This window comes from Streptomyces sp. NPDC047043 (assembly GCF_040644055.1).
Lineage (GTDB): Bacteria > Actinomycetota > Actinomycetes > Streptomycetales > Streptomycetaceae > Streptomyces.
Genome location: NZ_JBEYVO010000019.1, coordinates 1 through 13,532 on the forward strand (window position 1 = coordinate 1; position 13,532 = coordinate 13,532).

The 13,532-nt window shown below is 68.9% G+C and carries 13 protein-coding genes and 1 riboswitch; of the genes, 7 read left to right on the top strand and 6 right to left on the bottom strand.

The genetic code is table 11. The features are described 5' to 3' along the window. Positions 1-114 precede the first annotated feature (114 nt). Positions 115-1,194 (bottom strand): histidinol-phosphate transaminase, encoded by a 1,080-nt coding sequence (gene hisC / locus ABZ880_RS28085; RefSeq protein WP_361267909.1) that lies wholly within the window; start codon positions 1,192-1,194, stop codon positions 115-117. Positions 1,195-1,615: 421 nt separating this feature from the next. Between hisC and ABZ880_RS28090 the strand changes: the two genes are divergently transcribed. From ABZ880_RS28090 to ABZ880_RS28100, 3 genes are all read left to right on the top strand, one after another. Next, entirely contained in the window at positions 1,616-2,728 is a 1,113-nt protein-coding gene (locus ABZ880_RS28090) for a LacI family DNA-binding transcriptional regulator (RefSeq protein WP_361267911.1), read from the top strand. A gap of 201 nt (positions 2,729-2,929) precedes the next feature. Next, positions 2,930-4,012 (top strand): metallophosphoesterase, encoded by a 1,083-nt coding sequence (locus tag ABZ880_RS28095; protein ID WP_361267913.1) that lies wholly within the window; start codon positions 2,930-2,932, stop codon positions 4,010-4,012. Positions 4,013-4,204: 192 nt separating this feature from the next. Then, entirely contained in the window at positions 4,205-5,071 is an 867-nt protein-coding gene (locus ABZ880_RS28100) for a hypothetical protein (RefSeq protein WP_361267915.1), read from the top strand. Between the two features lie 135 nt (positions 5,072-5,206). Here the strand turns inward: ABZ880_RS28100 and thiC are convergent, their stop codons facing one another. Continuing rightward, positions 5,207-7,009: a phosphomethylpyrimidine synthase ThiC gene (thiC, locus tag ABZ880_RS28105; protein ID WP_361267917.1), complete on the bottom strand. Its 1,803-nt coding sequence runs from the start codon at positions 7,007-7,009 to the stop codon at positions 5,207-5,209. Further along, positions 7,002-7,191, bottom strand: a riboswitch (TPP riboswitch). It overlaps the preceding gene by 8 nt. A 71-nt stretch (positions 7,192-7,262) precedes the next feature. On the opposite strand from thiC, the gene ABZ880_RS28110 reads away from it, so the two are divergent. Beyond that, complete coding sequence (locus ABZ880_RS28110) at positions 7,263-8,840, top strand: YibE/F family protein (protein ID WP_361267919.1); 1,578 nt, start codon at positions 7,263-7,265, stop codon at positions 8,838-8,840. A gap of 208 nt (positions 8,841-9,048) precedes the next feature. Here ABZ880_RS28110 and ABZ880_RS28115 read toward each other — a convergent pair whose 3' ends face one another. The 4 genes from ABZ880_RS28115 to ABZ880_RS28130 all read right to left on the bottom strand — a co-directional run bounded on the left by ABZ880_RS28115 (position 9,049) and on the right by ABZ880_RS28130 (position 11,416). After that, positions 9,049-9,486 carry an SsgA family sporulation/cell division regulator gene (locus ABZ880_RS28115; protein ID WP_361267921.1) on the bottom strand — a complete coding sequence of 146 codons (438 nt, stop codon included), beginning with the start codon at positions 9,484-9,486 and terminating at the stop codon, positions 9,049-9,051. A gap of 98 nt (positions 9,487-9,584) precedes the next feature. After that, positions 9,585-10,328 (bottom strand): IclR family transcriptional regulator C-terminal domain-containing protein, encoded by a 744-nt coding sequence (locus tag ABZ880_RS28120; protein ID WP_361267923.1) that lies wholly within the window; start codon positions 10,326-10,328, stop codon positions 9,585-9,587. Between the two features lie 408 nt (positions 10,329-10,736). Beyond that, entirely contained in the window at positions 10,737-10,949 is a 213-nt protein-coding gene (locus ABZ880_RS28125; protein WP_361267925.1) for a DUF5326 family protein, read from the bottom strand. A 149-nt stretch (positions 10,950-11,098) separates the two neighbouring features. Beyond that, positions 11,099-11,416, bottom strand: coding sequence for a cupin domain-containing protein (locus tag ABZ880_RS28130; RefSeq protein WP_361267927.1), 318 nt, complete (start codon positions 11,414-11,416; stop codon positions 11,099-11,101). 59 nt (positions 11,417-11,475) lie between these two features. Here ABZ880_RS28130 and ABZ880_RS28135 point away from each other — a divergent pair, with 59 nt between their 5' ends. The 3 genes from ABZ880_RS28135 to ABZ880_RS28145 are packed head-to-tail and all read left to right on the top strand — an operon-like array spanning position 11,476 to position 13,500. Further along, positions 11,476-11,853, top strand: a complete 378-nt coding sequence (locus ABZ880_RS28135; RefSeq protein ID WP_361267929.1) for a phage holin family protein — start codon at positions 11,476-11,478, stop codon at positions 11,851-11,853. A gap of 7 nt (positions 11,854-11,860) precedes the next feature. Continuing rightward, a complete protein-coding gene (locus ABZ880_RS28140) occupies positions 11,861-12,352 on the top strand; it encodes a low molecular weight protein-tyrosine-phosphatase (protein WP_361267931.1) in 492 nt (163 codons plus the stop codon). After that, positions 12,349-13,500, top strand: coding sequence for a cystathionine gamma-lyase (locus tag ABZ880_RS28145; RefSeq protein ID WP_361267933.1), 1,152 nt, complete (start codon positions 12,349-12,351; stop codon positions 13,498-13,500). The genes ABZ880_RS28140 and ABZ880_RS28145 overlap by 4 nt, the downstream gene beginning before the upstream one ends. The last annotated feature ends 32 nt before the right edge of the window (positions 13,501-13,532 follow it).

A 13,532-nucleotide genomic window follows, 5' to 3' on the forward strand; every position in this document is an offset into this window, starting at 1 on the left:
TCCGGTCCGGGAGCAACGGCTCGATCCGCGCCCACTGCGCATCACTCAACGACACACCAGACCAACGATCCGATGATCTAAACGAAACGCCCTAGGTCCACGGCCCACGGACGCCTAGAACTCCTTGCGGAACCCTTCCGCCACCTTCAGGAAGATGTCGTTCGCCTCGGTCTCCCCGACCGTCACGCGCACACCCTCGCCGGGGAACGGCCGGACCACCACGCCGTGCTGCTCGCATGCCTGCGCGAACGCGACCGTGCGCTCCCCCAGCCGCAGCCACACGAAGTTGGCCTGGGTCTCGGGCACCGTCCAGCCCTGGGCACGCAGCCCGTCGACCACACGGGACCGCTCGCACACCAACGAGCCGACCCGGCCGAGCAGTTCGTCCTCGGCCTGCAGGGAGGCGATCGCCGCGTCCTGCGCAAGCTGGCTCACCCCGAACGGCACCGCCGTCTTGCGGAGCGCGGCGGCCACCGGCTCGTGGGCGATCGCGAAGCCGACACGCAGACCCGCGAGGCCGTAGGCCTTGGAGAACGTACGCAGCACGCAGACGTTCGGCTGCTCGCGGTACAGCTCCACGCCGTCCGGCACCTCGACGTCGCGGATGAACTCGCGGTAGGCCTCGTCCAGCACGACCAGCACATCGCTCGGCACGCGGTCCAGGAACCGCTCCAGCTCGGCCCGCTTCACGACCGTGCCGGTCGGGTTGTTCGGGTTGCAGACGAAGATCAGGCGCGTCCGGTCGGTGACGGCGTCCGCCATCGCGTCCAGGTCGTGCACGTCGCCCGGCGTCAGCGGAACCTGCACCGAGGTCGCGCCGCTGATCTGCGTGATGATCGGGTACGCCTCGAACGACCGCCAGGCGTAGATCACCTCGTCGCCGGGGCCGGCGGTGGACTGGATCAGCTGCTGGGCGACGCCGACCGACCCGGTGCCGGTGGCCAGGTGGGTGAGCGGGACGCCGAAGCGGTCCGACAGCTCGTTCATCAGGCCCGTGCACGCCATGTCCGGGTAGCGGTTGAAGGACGAGGCCGCGGCCGTCACGGTCTCCATCACGCCGGGCAACGGCGGATAGGGGTTCTCGTTGGAGGACAGCTTGTAGGCCACCGGGCCACCGGCCGCGGCGGGCTTGCCCGGCTTGTAGGTGGGGATACCCTCCAGCTCGGCGCGCAGCTTGGGGCTCGTCTCGCTCACCGCAGTCCTCCTCGTGACCACCACCGGCTTCCAATACTGCTCACCTTATGAGGATTCGGCGCCGCTGCGTACAGCTGAGGGCAGACCTCCTCTGCCGGGGAGCTTCACCCCACCCGTCACACGCGCATCAGGGGCATCACGCACCAAGGCAGACGAATCGGGGGGCGCGATCACATATATCTGCGCGCCGGTGGCTCACGCCCTGGCGCGCATCACCCGTCCAGGTGAGTTGAGACCTCTTCGAAACATCGGACACTTGGCAGGCTCATGCGTGCCGACAAGTCACGTAGCACCATTGGATCGTTCAACTGACTTTGTTTCAAAGGTAGTTGACGATAAATGACCATGCAGAAACGTGCCTGTCAACGCGTGCATATGCGTCCGCCCTACCCCACTGCATGAGCCCTACTATCGGCTCGCCATGACAGCAGCAGGGAAGCACCAGGTGAGCCGCGCGGAAACCTCACGCCGAGGCAGCCGGCCGGGCCGGGCGGGCATCAGAGACGTGGCCGCCGCCGCCGGAGTCTCCATCACAACCGTCTCCGATGCCCTCAACGGCAAGGGCCGGCTCCCGGACGCCACCCGACGCCATGTCCGCGAGGTCGCCGACCGGCTGGGCTATCGCCCGTCGGCGGCGGCCCGAACCCTCCGTACCGGCAAGTCCGGCCTCATCGGCCTGACCGTGACGACGTACGGGGATGAACCTTTCACCTTCACCGAGTTCGCGTATTTCGCGGAGATGGCGCGCGCCGCCACCTCGGCCGCGCTCGCCCGCGGTTACGCCCTCGTGATCCTCCCCGCGACCTCGCGCCACGACGTGTGGTCGAACGTCGCACTGGACGGCACGGTGGTCATCGACCCCTCCGACCAGGACCCGGTGGTCAGCGAACTGGTCCGGCAGGGTTTACCGGTCGTCTCCGACGGCCGCCCGGCCGGCTCGCTCCCGGTCACCGCGTGGGTCGACAACGACCACGAGGCCGCCGTACTCGGCATCCTCGATCACCTGGCCGACGCAGGCGCCCGCCGCATCGGCCTGCTCACGGGGACGACGACGGACACGTACACCCATCTGTCGACCACGGCGTACCTGCGCTGGTGCGAACGCGTCGGCCAGGACCCGGTGTACGAGGCCTACCCGGCGCACGACCCGTGCGCGGGCGCCGTCGCCGCCGACCGGCTGCTCGCCCGGCCCGACCGGCCCGACGCCGTCTACGGACTGTTCGACCCGAACGGCACCGACCTGCTCGCCGCCGCCCGCCGCTACGGTCTGCGCGTACCGGACGACCTGCTTCTTGTGTGCTGCAGCGAGTCCACCGTGTACGCGAACACCGAACCGCCCATCACCACGCTCTCACTGAAGCCGCGCCGGATCGGCACGGCCGTGGTCCAGCTCCTCATCGACGCCATCGAGGGGGTCGAATCGGACCAACCGGTCGAGCAGGTGATACCGACGGAGCTGATCGTGCGCACCTCGTCCCAGCGGCGTCCGCCGCGCACGACGGTCAGCCCTCCCCGATCACCCGAAGAGGAATAGAACAAGCGCTGTCAGCAGGCGGTCGAAGCCCTGCCCAATCGGGGCGAATGCCGCGGTGAACAGGACTCTTGCTCCGATTCACCACCCCTGGGTCATCACATGGCGCGATCCGCATTCCTATGATGGGCCCACGACACCGCGGGCCGCTGCGACCAGGCAGTCCGACGCGGTGCAGATGCGGCGCGATGGTGGAGGGGTCTGATGACTCAGGGGGCCGGTCAGGGACCCGAGGTGGAGCGGACGGCGACGTTGCGCGACTTCCGGGTACCTGCGTACGTCCACGAGACCGGTCCGTACGGCCACAGCACGCTCCCCGGCGACGTCGCCAGACCCTTGGACGGGTCGGCAGACGTCCCGGAGGGATACACACCGACGCAGCGCGACCTGCCCGTCATCAACCGCGGTGACACGCTTCAGGTGAGCGTCGACCCCGCGTCCCTGGCGGCCCCTCAGCAAGGAGAGGGCGCGGGTGCGCTGTACGTCGTCGGAGACGTGCACGGCTATCTCGACGAGCTGGTGGCCGCCCTCCAGCAGCAGGGCCTCATCGACGCCGCCGGGAACTGGAGCGCGGGCACCTCCCGGCTGTGGTTCCTCGGCGACTTCACCGACCGCGGTCCCGACGGCATCGGCGTCATCGACCTCGTGATGCGGCTGTCCGCGGAGGCCGCCGCGGCCGGCGGCTACTGCAAGGCCCTCATGGGCAACCACGAGCTGCTGCTGCTCGGCGCCAAGCGGTTCGGCGACACCCCCGTCAACTCCGGTGCGGGCACTGCCACCTTCCAGGCGGCCTGGCTGCTCAACGGCGGCCAGAAGACCGACATGGACCGCCTCCAGGACCACCACCTCCAGTGGATGGCCCGCCTCGACGCCGTCGAAGAGGTCGACGGCTATCTGCTCGTCCACTCCGACACCACCGCCTACCTCGACTACGGCGACTCGATCGAGGCGGTCAACGACACGGTCCGCGAAACGCTCACGCGCAACGACGCGGACGAGTGCTGGGACATGTTCCGCAAGTTCACCAAGCGGTTCTCCTTCCGCGACGAGGGTGGTGCAGACGCCGTACGCTCCCTGCTGAATACGTACGGCGGCGCCCGCATCGTTCACGGTCACAGCCCCATTCCGTATCTGCTGGGCGAAGTCGGCTCCGAGGACGGCGAGGACAGCGCGGGGCCCGTGGTCGAAGGGCCGCACGTCTACGCCGATGGTCTGGCCATCGCCATGGACGGCGGAGTGACCATGGCCGGAAAACTGCTGGTCCAGCAACTTCCCCTGGATATCTGAACGTTCACAGGGCAGGCGACCCCCACGGAGGAATCGCGATAAACGGCGCAGGCCAGGGCCCAATTTCCGGAAACCCCCTGTCACCGCGTGCCGTCACCGCTCTACCATCGGCTTATCCGTAGCAGGCTCCCCTCCGTTTCTGCCCGACGGCTCGTTGTCATGCGAGCCCCAAGCCCTACGGAGCATCGGGGGATGCACATGAACAGCGTTCCGCAGCACCTGCTGAGCGAGGACCGCCAGGAGTACGAGCGGGTCCTCGATGAGGCGCTGCGCTCCGCCCCAAACCGCCCGGAACTGGCCGCTGTAGGTCAGCGGCTCAACCCCGAACAGCTGCGCACCATGGCGCTGAACGCCACCGCACTCATAACGGTGGCCGCGGCGACCGAGTACCAGCACTACGTGAAGGTCCGCGAGGAACTGCGCCAGCCGGCGTCGTCCACCCCGCCGTCCACCCGTGAATCCGGCTCCGCGGAGTCGGGTGCGGGCGCGATGGGGCTCGCCACCACCCTCGGCGAGGCAGCCGAGCCCGCCGGTGCGGGCGCCGTCGCCGTCGCCGCCGTCCTCACCCCCGTCCTGGCCGGCACGGCCGCGGTGATCTTCCTGCTCGTCGGCTACATCATCAAGTCGCTCGACTCCAAGCAGGTGTTCGGCAAGACCATGATCACCGCCGGATGGGTGTTCGGCGCGATGACCGCGGCCGCGATCCTCGTCGCCGCCGTCGGGCTGCTGCTCACCGCCCTGCGCAACAGGCCCTCGCTCGAAGCAGGGCCGTACGGGGAGTTGAGCGGGGAGGTCGCCCGAGCCAGGGAAGCCTGGCGCGAGGCGCTTCTGGAACGCGGCGTCCTGCCGTTCCTCCGGGAGGCACTCGCCGACCCCGGCGCCGCGGCGGTACTGCACAGCACGACACCGCCGGCGCCGAGCCGCATCCCGCACCTCGGCTACAACCGCCCGGGCTTCAGCAGCCCGGACGACGGCCCGGCCCCCGGCCCGCGCCCGAGCTTCACGAGCCCGGACTACACCAGCCCGGACTTCGGAGGCCCGGAACACCAGCCGGAGTAACGCTCGGCTTGCGCCCTCCGCAACAGGGAGGCCCGTGAGGGTCCGCCGGGGGAGCGCAAGTCGAACACCCGGGTCCGCGCCGCCTCCCCGAGTCCAGGACGGTTCGGGGGCGCGAGCCCTCTCGGCTGCCCTGGGTCAGTTCGCGATGGGCAGGTACACCCTGTTGCCGGCCGCCGCGAACTCCTTCGACTTCTGGGCCATGCCCTCCTCGATCTCCTGCTGGCTCCCGCCGTGCTCACGGCGGATGTCGTGGGAGATCTTCATCGAGCAGAACTTCGGCCCGCACATCGAGCAGAAGTGGGCGGTCTTGGCCGGCTCCGCGGGGAGCGTCTCGTCGTGGAACTCCCGTGCCGTGTCCGGGTCCAGGGCGAGGTTGAACTGGTCCTCCCACCGGAACTCGAAGCGGGCGTCGGACAGCGCGTCGTCCCACTCCTGAGCACCGGGGTGCCCCTTGGCGAGGTCGGCCGCGTGGGCGGCGATCTTGTAGGTGATGACGCCGGTCTTGACGTCGTCCCGGTTGGGCAGGCCCAGGTGCTCCTTGGGCGTGACGTAGCAGAGCATCGCCGTGCCCCACCAGGCGATCATCGCGGCGCCGATGCCGGAGGTGATGTGGTCGTACGCGGGCGCGACGTCCGTCGTCAGCGGGCCGAGCGTATAGAACGGAGCTTCATCGCAGATCTCCTGCTGAAGGTCGATGTTCTCCTTGATCTTGTGCATCGGGACGTGTCCCGGGCCCTCGATCATGGTCTGTACGTTGAAACGCTTGGCGATCGTGTTGAGTTCCCCGAGAGTCCTCAACTCCGCGAACTGCGCCTCGTCGTTGGCGTCCGCGATCGAACCCGGCCTGAGGCCGTCGCCCAGCGAGTACGTGACGTCGTAGGCGGCGAGGATCTCGCAGAGTTCCTCGAAGTTCTCGTACAGGAACGACTCCTTGTGGTGCGCGAGGCACCACGCCGCCATGATCGAGCCGCCGCGCGAGACGATGCCGGTCTTGCGGTTCGCGGTGAGCGGGACGAACGGCAGGCGGACGCCTGCGTGGACGGTCATGTAGTCCACGCCCTGCTCGGCCTGCTCGATGACCGTGTCCTTGTAGATCTCCCAGGTCAGCTCCTCGGCGCGGCCGTCGACCTTCTCGAGTGCCTGATAGAGCGGCACCGTCCCGATGGGGACGGGGGAGTTGCGCAGCACCCACTCGCGGGTGGTGTGGATGTTGCGGCCGGTGGACAGGTCCATGACCGTGTCGGCACCCCAGCGGGTGGCCCAGGTCATCTTCTCGACCTCCTCCTCGATGGAGGAAGTGACCGCGGAGTTGCCGATGTTGGCGTTGACCTTCACCAGGAACCGCTTGCCGATGATCATCGGCTCGATCTCCGGGTGGTTGACGTTCGCCGGCAGCACCGCGCGCCCTGCCGCGATCTCCTCGCGGACCACCTCGGGGGACACGTTCTCGCGGACGGCCACGAACTCCATCTCGGGCGTGATCTCACCGCGGCGCGCGTACGCGAGCTGCGTGACCGCCTTGCCGTCGCGGCTCCGGCGCGGCTGGCGCGGCCGCCCCGGGAAGACCGCGTCGAGGTTGCGCAGACCACCTCGCGGCGAGGTGTGCTTGATCCCGTCGTCCTCGGGACGGACGGGGCGGCCCGCGTACTCCTCGGTGTCGCCGCGAGCGATGATCCAGTTCTCCCGCAGCGGGGCGAGCCCCCTGCGGACGTCGGTGTCGACGAGCGGATCGGTGTACGGGCCCGACGTGTCGTACAGCGTCACCGACTGCCCGTTGGTGAGGTGCACCTGACGGACAGGCACGTGCAGATCGGGGCGTGAACCCTCGACATACGCCTTGTGCCAGCCGATGGACTTCCCGGCCTCCTGGGACTTTTCACCCGCGATGGGCTGTTCGTCCTGGCTGGAGGCAGGCGTGCGTGCGTCCTTGTTGGTCATGAGACCTACTCCCTACGCCGGCATTACCCGGTAACAGGTTCGGCGGTCGACGCAGCGGTTTCCGTCTGCCGACGTTTCGTGGGGAACATCACTCGACTTCGGTGATGTTCCACGTGAAACATCGCTGGGACGGAGGTCAGCGCCCTCTCAGCCCGGTGCTCCGAGCTCCCGCGTGTGCAAAGGTGCCTCCACGCTAGCGTCAATTCGGGCGCGGTGAACAGGGGGCCCCTGTCGTTCTTGCGATGATCGGGCGGTGACCACGACACATCAGCCCCCGTACCCACCACCGGAGCCGCCCCGCCGGCCCGGCTACGGCAACGGCCCCGGACACGGCAACGGCCGTGCCGACAGCCGCAGATACGGCGGCGATTTCGACGGCACACACGATCACGATTCGGGACAGCACTACGAGTCCGGACACAGGCATGGATCCGACCACGGTCACGGGCCCCGGTCGGACGGCGGACACGAGCACGATCACGGCGACCATGGACACGGTCCCGACCCCGGCTCTGGCGGCGGGCACGGGCACAGTCACAGCCACGGTCCGGCGGCTCCGGTCTCCAAGCACCTGCGCAAGGTCATCGCGGCGATCCTCATCCCGTTCGCCGCGGCCGTCGTGGTCGGGCTCGCGGTGCTGTGGCCCGGTGGCGCTCCGCCGCACGAGCGCACCGGAGTGGGCTTCGACCGGCAGACCCAGCAGGCGACCGTCACCAAGGTCGCGAGCGTGAGCTGCAAGTCGGTCAACGCCTCGGGCGAGACCCCGACCGGCGACACCTCCACCGCCGAAGGCTCCTCCGCGAAGCAGGAGGCGAACGGCACCTGCAAGAAGGCGACGATCCGCGTCGACACCGGCAAGGACAAGGGCCGTACCTTCACCGAGATCGTGCAGCCCGACCAGTCACGGCAACTGCACGAGGGTGAGAAGGTCGTGGTCGCCTACGAACCCTCGGCGCCCAAGGACCTGCAGTACTCGGTCACCGACGTGAGCCGCAGGTTCCCGATGGCACTGCTCGCCGGTATCTTCGCGCTCGCCGTCGTGGTGGTGGGCCGGATGCGTGGCGTCATGGCGCTGGTCGCGCTCGCCATCAGCTTCCTGGTGCTCACCTTCTTCATCCTGCCCGCAGTTCTGCAGGGCTCGAATCCGCTGCTCGTGGCGGTGATCGGGTCGAGCGCCATCATGCTGATCGCCCTCTATATGTGCCACGGGCTGTCTGCCCGTACGTCTGTGGCCGTGCTGGGCACGCTGCTCTCGCTGGTGCTGATCGGCTTCCTGGGGTCGGGGTTCATCGGCTGGGCCGCCCTCACCGGCAACACGGACGACAACACCGGTCTGATCCATGGCCTGTATCCGTCGATCGACATGAGCGGTCTGCTGCTCGCGGGCGTCATCATCGGCTCGCTCGGTGTCCTCGACGACGTCACGGTCACACAGACGTCGGCCGTCTGGGAGCTGCACGAGGCCAATCCGTCGATGGGCTGGCGGGGACTGTACCGGGCGGGCATCCGCATCGGCCGCGACCACATCGCGTCCGTCGTCAACACGCTGGTCCTCGCCTATGCGGGCGCCGCGCTGCCGTTGCTGCTGCTGTTCTCCATCGCGCAGAGCAGCGTGGGGGCGGTCGCCAACAGCGAGTTGGTCGCGGAGGAGATCGTGCGCACCCTGGTGGGCTCGATCGGCCTGGTCGCCTCCGTGCCGGTCACAACGCTGCTCGCGGCGCTGGTGGTCGCGGCCGACCGTCCGGGGCCCGAGCAGGCCGCTGCGGTGCCCGTCACGGCGCCGGCTCAGGCTCAGACGCGCACGGGGCACGGCCGCCGCCGCAAGCGCTGAGGCGAACGGCACGTGCGCCGCCGGGGCGCGCGAGTGGAAGCGGTCCGACAACTGCCGCCCGGGCAACCGAAAAAGGCGTCCGACGGCCGCCCAGACACCCGAGAAGAGGGTCCGGTGGCCGCCCGGCCGGCCCGCGGAGAAGCGTTACTGCACACCCCCGCGCCCGCGCTGAAGCGTTCCACCGACTTCTCGCCATGCCGCTGCCGTTTCAGCCCGCGCTCTGCTCCTCCGCCAGGATGCGGTCCAGCGCCTCGTCGAGGTGGGCGTCGAAGTCCGCGAGGGAGCCCTCCTGACCGAGCGGCACCAGCTTGTCGGTGCGGTCGAGGAAGGCGATGAGCGGCGCCGTCGAAGAGCGGAACAGCGCCTGGTCGCAGCCGACCTGAAGCCGGATCAGGACCTCGCCCAGCGAGTCGGGTTCGGCGGGCGAGACCCGTACATCGCCCTCTCCGCACGGCCTGCCGACCCCGTCGATCAGCAGCTCGCGACCGAACGCCCAGGTCACCGGGGCATCACCGGGGAGATGGAAGGTCAGCCGTACGGCATAGGGATCGCAGGTCTCGTAACGCAGTTCCACCGGGATGCGGAAGGAGAGCTCCTCGGAGACGAGGAAGCTCATCATGACCTCTGCCTGTACGGACTCGCGCATCGCCTACCCCGTCATTGTGAAGCCGACTGGCTGGGAATGATCCCTGACACTGGTGGCATCTTGCTGAACGTACACGGGAGATCACAAGGAGTGAGTTTTCAGATACTGATAGAGATCGCGAGCGATCCCAGCAGTCGTCCCACTTCGCTCTGCAACTGCTGGGCCGCGGAAAGCAGCCGATCGGCCTGATGAGAAGGCAGTGAAATGGCCATCGTCGCGGCCGTGGTGCCCACGGTGATCGGAATCGCCGCGCACACCGTCCCCAGCGCGTACTCCTGCCGCTCCGTGACCGGTTCCATGCGCCGCATCCGATCCAGCCGACGGAGCATGGTGTGGTTGTCACGCACCGTGTACGGGGTGATGGACTGCACGGGGTACCGGTCGAGGTGGTCGCGGCGGGCCTCGTCGTCCAGCTGGGACAGCAGGCACTGCCCGATCGCGTGTGCGTGCGCCGTCTCGCGGAAGTCGGCCCACTCCTCGACCGCCGGGTTGCCCGGGGTGTCGGAGACACACCTGACGTCGATCTCGCCGTCCCGGTACAGGGCGTAGTACACGGGCACTCCGATCGCGTCCCGCCAGTGGGCGAGTGCGTCGACGATCACGCTGCGACGTTTCTGCTCGGCTCCGTTGCTGCTCAGCCGCACTGCGGCTTCACCGAGGAAGAACAGCCCCTTGTCTCGATGCAGATAGCCCTCGTGCACGAGGGTGCGCAGCAGGTGGTACGCCGTGGGGAGGGCCAGTCCGGTCTCGCGGGCCAGCTGTTTTGCAGGGGCTCCGTGTTCATGTCCGGCGACGCATTCCAGGAGGCGCATGGCCCGCTGGACGGATCCGATGAGCGTCACGGCCTGTGCCGGTGCGGCCGGGTGCGTCGGTGCCTGGTGTGCGGTCCGCTGCGAGGGCGCCCGAGGTGCCGGTGCTGCCGTCGCACACTCCTGCGTCGAGGGACCCGGTTGCTCGGGGGGCCGGATGCGGCGTCCCGTGGGCGGGACTTCGGCCCGGACCGGGGATGGAGGTACGCCGGGATCCGTGAGTGCGGTGTCTACCGTGGCCAAGGGTCACTCCCGAAGCGCGAGGGGGCAGCCCGTGCTGGGGGAACACGGGAGGGGGTGTACGCCGCTCGCGGGGTCGTCCCCGCGTCGAATTCCGGACTCTAACCGCCCACCACCGCCTGGGGACGACCTGCCCGGAAAACTTCCCTCGCGCGAGGGAACCGGTGATTCCTGTTACCGATCACCGGTGTCCCAGGGCCCTCACCAGTCGCTGCGTGACGAGGAGCTCGACATGAACTTCCGTACGACGTAGATCAGTCCGCCGACCAGTGCCACGAAGACCAGCACCTTGAAGAGCAGTCCGATGACGAAACCGACGACGCTCGCTATCAGCCCGCCGAACACGACCAGGGCGATGACCGGCACCGCGATCCACTTCACCCACCACGGCAGTCCCGCGAAGATTTCTCCCATTGCCCTAGTCCTTACCTCTCCGCCCGACTGCTGTGCAGGGGCCCGTTGATGTCCTGCACTCGATGCTAGGGCCGGGAGGGGGCCCGGCGGGGGCCTCGCACCCCTTGTCCTCCCCTGATCGATCCCCTAGGGAACCCCGAGGCGGCGGCTCAGCTTTCCGGCGGAGAGAACACCACGAGCACCCGCAGGTCCTCGCTGATGTGGTGGAACTTGTGGGCGACACCGGCCGGCACGTAGATCACGCTTCCGCGCGCCACCTGGGTGGTCTCCAGGCCGACGGTGATCGCGGCGCGGCCGCTCACAACGAAGTAGACCTCGTCCTGGTTGTGAGGCTTCTGTGGATCATGCTCGCCGGCATTGAGCGCGTAGAGCCCGACCGACATGTTCCGCTCCCGCAGAAACTGCAGGTAGGCGCCTTCATTGGCGGCGCGCTCCGCCTCCAGTTCGTCCAGCCGGAATGCCTTCATCGCAGTTGCCGCCCTCGCCCCACTGCTCGTAGCCGATCTCGTCTGCCACGATCAGACACATGAAGAATTTCGTAGTCAAGACGATCGCCAACGCGGGTGCCCTGGCGGTCGCCGTATGGCTGCTCGACAAGATCACCCTGACCGGTGACAGCACGGGCAAGAAAGCCGGCACTCTGATCGTGGTCGCGCTGATCTTCGGTCTGGTGAATTTCCTGGTCAAGCCGATAGTCAAGCTCCTGAGCCTGCCGCTGCTCATCCTGACTCTCGGTCTGTTCACCCTGATCGTCAACGCCCTGATGCTGCTGCTGACCTCGTGGGTGGCCGACAAGCTCGACGTGAGTTTCCACGTCGAGGGCTTCTGGACCGCGGTCCTGGGCGGCCTGATCATCTCGATCGTCTCCTGGGCACTGCACGTCGTCCTGCCCGACGAGGACTGACCAGGTCATGACCTACCGCGTCTGCTTCGTCTGCACCGGCAACATCTGCCGTTCCCCGATGGCCGAGTCCGTCTTCCGCGCACGCGTTGCGGAGGCCGGGCTCGACGGCCTGGTCGAGGTCGGCAGCGCCGGCACCGGCGGCTGGCACGAGGGTGACGGCGCCGATCCCCGCACCGTCTCCGTGCTCGAGCACAGCGGCTACGACGGCGGTCACACGGCCCGGCAGTTCCAGCCGTCCTGGTTCGCCCGCCTCGACCTCGTGATCGCCCTCGACTCCGGCCACCTCAAGGCCCTGCGCCGCCTCGCTCCCACCCCGGAGGACGCGGCGAAGGTCCGCCTGCTGCGTTCCTACGACCCCGCAGCGGGCGACGACCTCGACGTACCGGACCCGTACTACGGGGGCATGGACGGCTTCGAGGAGTGCCTTGAGATGGTGGAGGCGGCGAGCGAGGGTCTGCTCGCCGCGGTGCGCGAGCAGGTGGAAGGACGGGCGGCATGAGTGATTCCGCTACGGGCAGGTCTTCGGGCGACGGTGACGGCACGCGCGTGGTGCGCGCCGGGCTGCCCGAGCCGGTGAAGTACGAGCCGACCCTGCCGGGCCCGGCGTTCGCCGCTCACTACCATCTGCCGGGCGAGCCGACCGGGCCGTACACCTATGGCCGCGACGAGAACCCGACGTGGACCCTGCTGGAGCACGCCGTCGGCGAGCTCGAGGCGCCCGGTCAGGAGGGCGTGGAGACGCTCGTGTTCGCCTCCGGGATGGCCGCCATCTCGGCGGTGCTGTTCTCGCAGCTGCGCGCCGGCGACACGGTCGTCCTGCCCAGCGACGGCTATCAGGCGCTGCCTCTGGTGCGTACGCAACTGGAGGCGTACGGCATCGAGGTGCGTACCGCGCCGACCGGGAACGACGCCCAGCTCGAAGTCCTCGACGGCGCGAAGCTGGTGTTGCTCGAGACGCCGTCCAACCCCGGGCTCGATGTGTGCGACATCCGGCGCCTCGCGGAGGCGGCACACGCGCATGGCGCGCTCGTCGCCGTCGACAACACGCTCGCGACCGCGCTCGGTCAGCGCCCGCTGGAACTCGGCGCCGACTTCGCCGTGGCCAGCGGCACCAAGCAGCTCACCGGGCACGGGGACGTCCTGCTCGGCTACGTCGCCGGCCGCGACGCCGAGGCCATGGCCGCCGTGCGCCGCTGGCGGAAGATCGTCGGCGCGATTCCGGGGCCCATGGAGGCCTGGCTCGCGCACCGTTCGATCGCCACGCTGCAGCTGCGTGTCGACCGGCAGAGCGCGACCGCCCTGGCCGTTGCCGAGGCGCTGCGGGAGCGGCCCGAGGTGACCGGGCTGCGCTACCCGGGGCTGCCCGACGACCCCTCGTACAAGGTCGCTTCGCAGCAGATGCGCCGCTACGGGTGCGTCGTCTCGTTCACGCTGCCCACGCGCGCGCGTGCCGACCGTTTCCTCGACGCGCTGCGGCTCGTGGACGACGCGACGAGCTTCGGCGGGGTGCGGTCCACTGCCGAGCGGCGCGGACGGTGGGGCGGGGACGCGGTGCCGGAGGGCTTCATCCGGCTCTCGGTCGGTGCCGAGGACCCCGAGGACCTGGTGGCGGATGTGCTCCGCGCGCTGGACGAGTCGGCGGAATGACCACTTCAGGGCCTGCTTCACGGACGCCCGGC

Excerpts from the sequence above, each read along its gene's own strand:
- ABZ880_RS28115 (WP_361267921.1), bottom strand. The coding sequence starts at position 9,486 with ATGCGCGAGTCCGTACAGGCAGAGGTCATGATGAGCTTCCTCGTCTCC.
- ABZ880_RS28100 (WP_361267915.1), top strand. The coding sequence starts at position 4,205 with ATGCACATGAACAGCGTTCCGCAGCACCTGCTGAGCGAGGACCGCCAG.
- ABZ880_RS28130 (WP_361267927.1), bottom strand. The coding sequence starts at position 11,416 with ATGAAGGCATTCCGGCTGGACGAACTGGAGGCGGAGCGCGCCGCCAAT.
- ABZ880_RS28140 (WP_361267931.1), top strand. The coding sequence starts at position 11,861 with ATGACCTACCGCGTCTGCTTCGTCTGCACCGGCAACATCTGCCGTTCC.
- ABZ880_RS28095 (WP_361267913.1), top strand. The coding sequence starts at position 2,930 with ATGACTCAGGGGGCCGGTCAGGGACCCGAGGTGGAGCGGACGGCGACG.
- ABZ880_RS28135 (WP_361267929.1), top strand. The coding sequence starts at position 11,476 with ATGAAGAATTTCGTAGTCAAGACGATCGCCAACGCGGGTGCCCTGGCG.
- thiC (WP_361267917.1), bottom strand. The coding sequence starts at position 7,009 with ATGACCAACAAGGACGCACGCACGCCTGCCTCCAGCCAGGACGAACAG.
- ABZ880_RS28125 (WP_361267925.1), bottom strand. The coding sequence starts at position 10,949 with ATGGGAGAAATCTTCGCGGGACTGCCGTGGTGGGTGAAGTGGATCGCG.
- ABZ880_RS28090 (WP_361267911.1), top strand. The coding sequence starts at position 1,616 with ATGACAGCAGCAGGGAAGCACCAGGTGAGCCGCGCGGAAACCTCACGC.
- ABZ880_RS28145 (WP_361267933.1), top strand. The coding sequence starts at position 12,349 with ATGAGTGATTCCGCTACGGGCAGGTCTTCGGGCGACGGTGACGGCACG.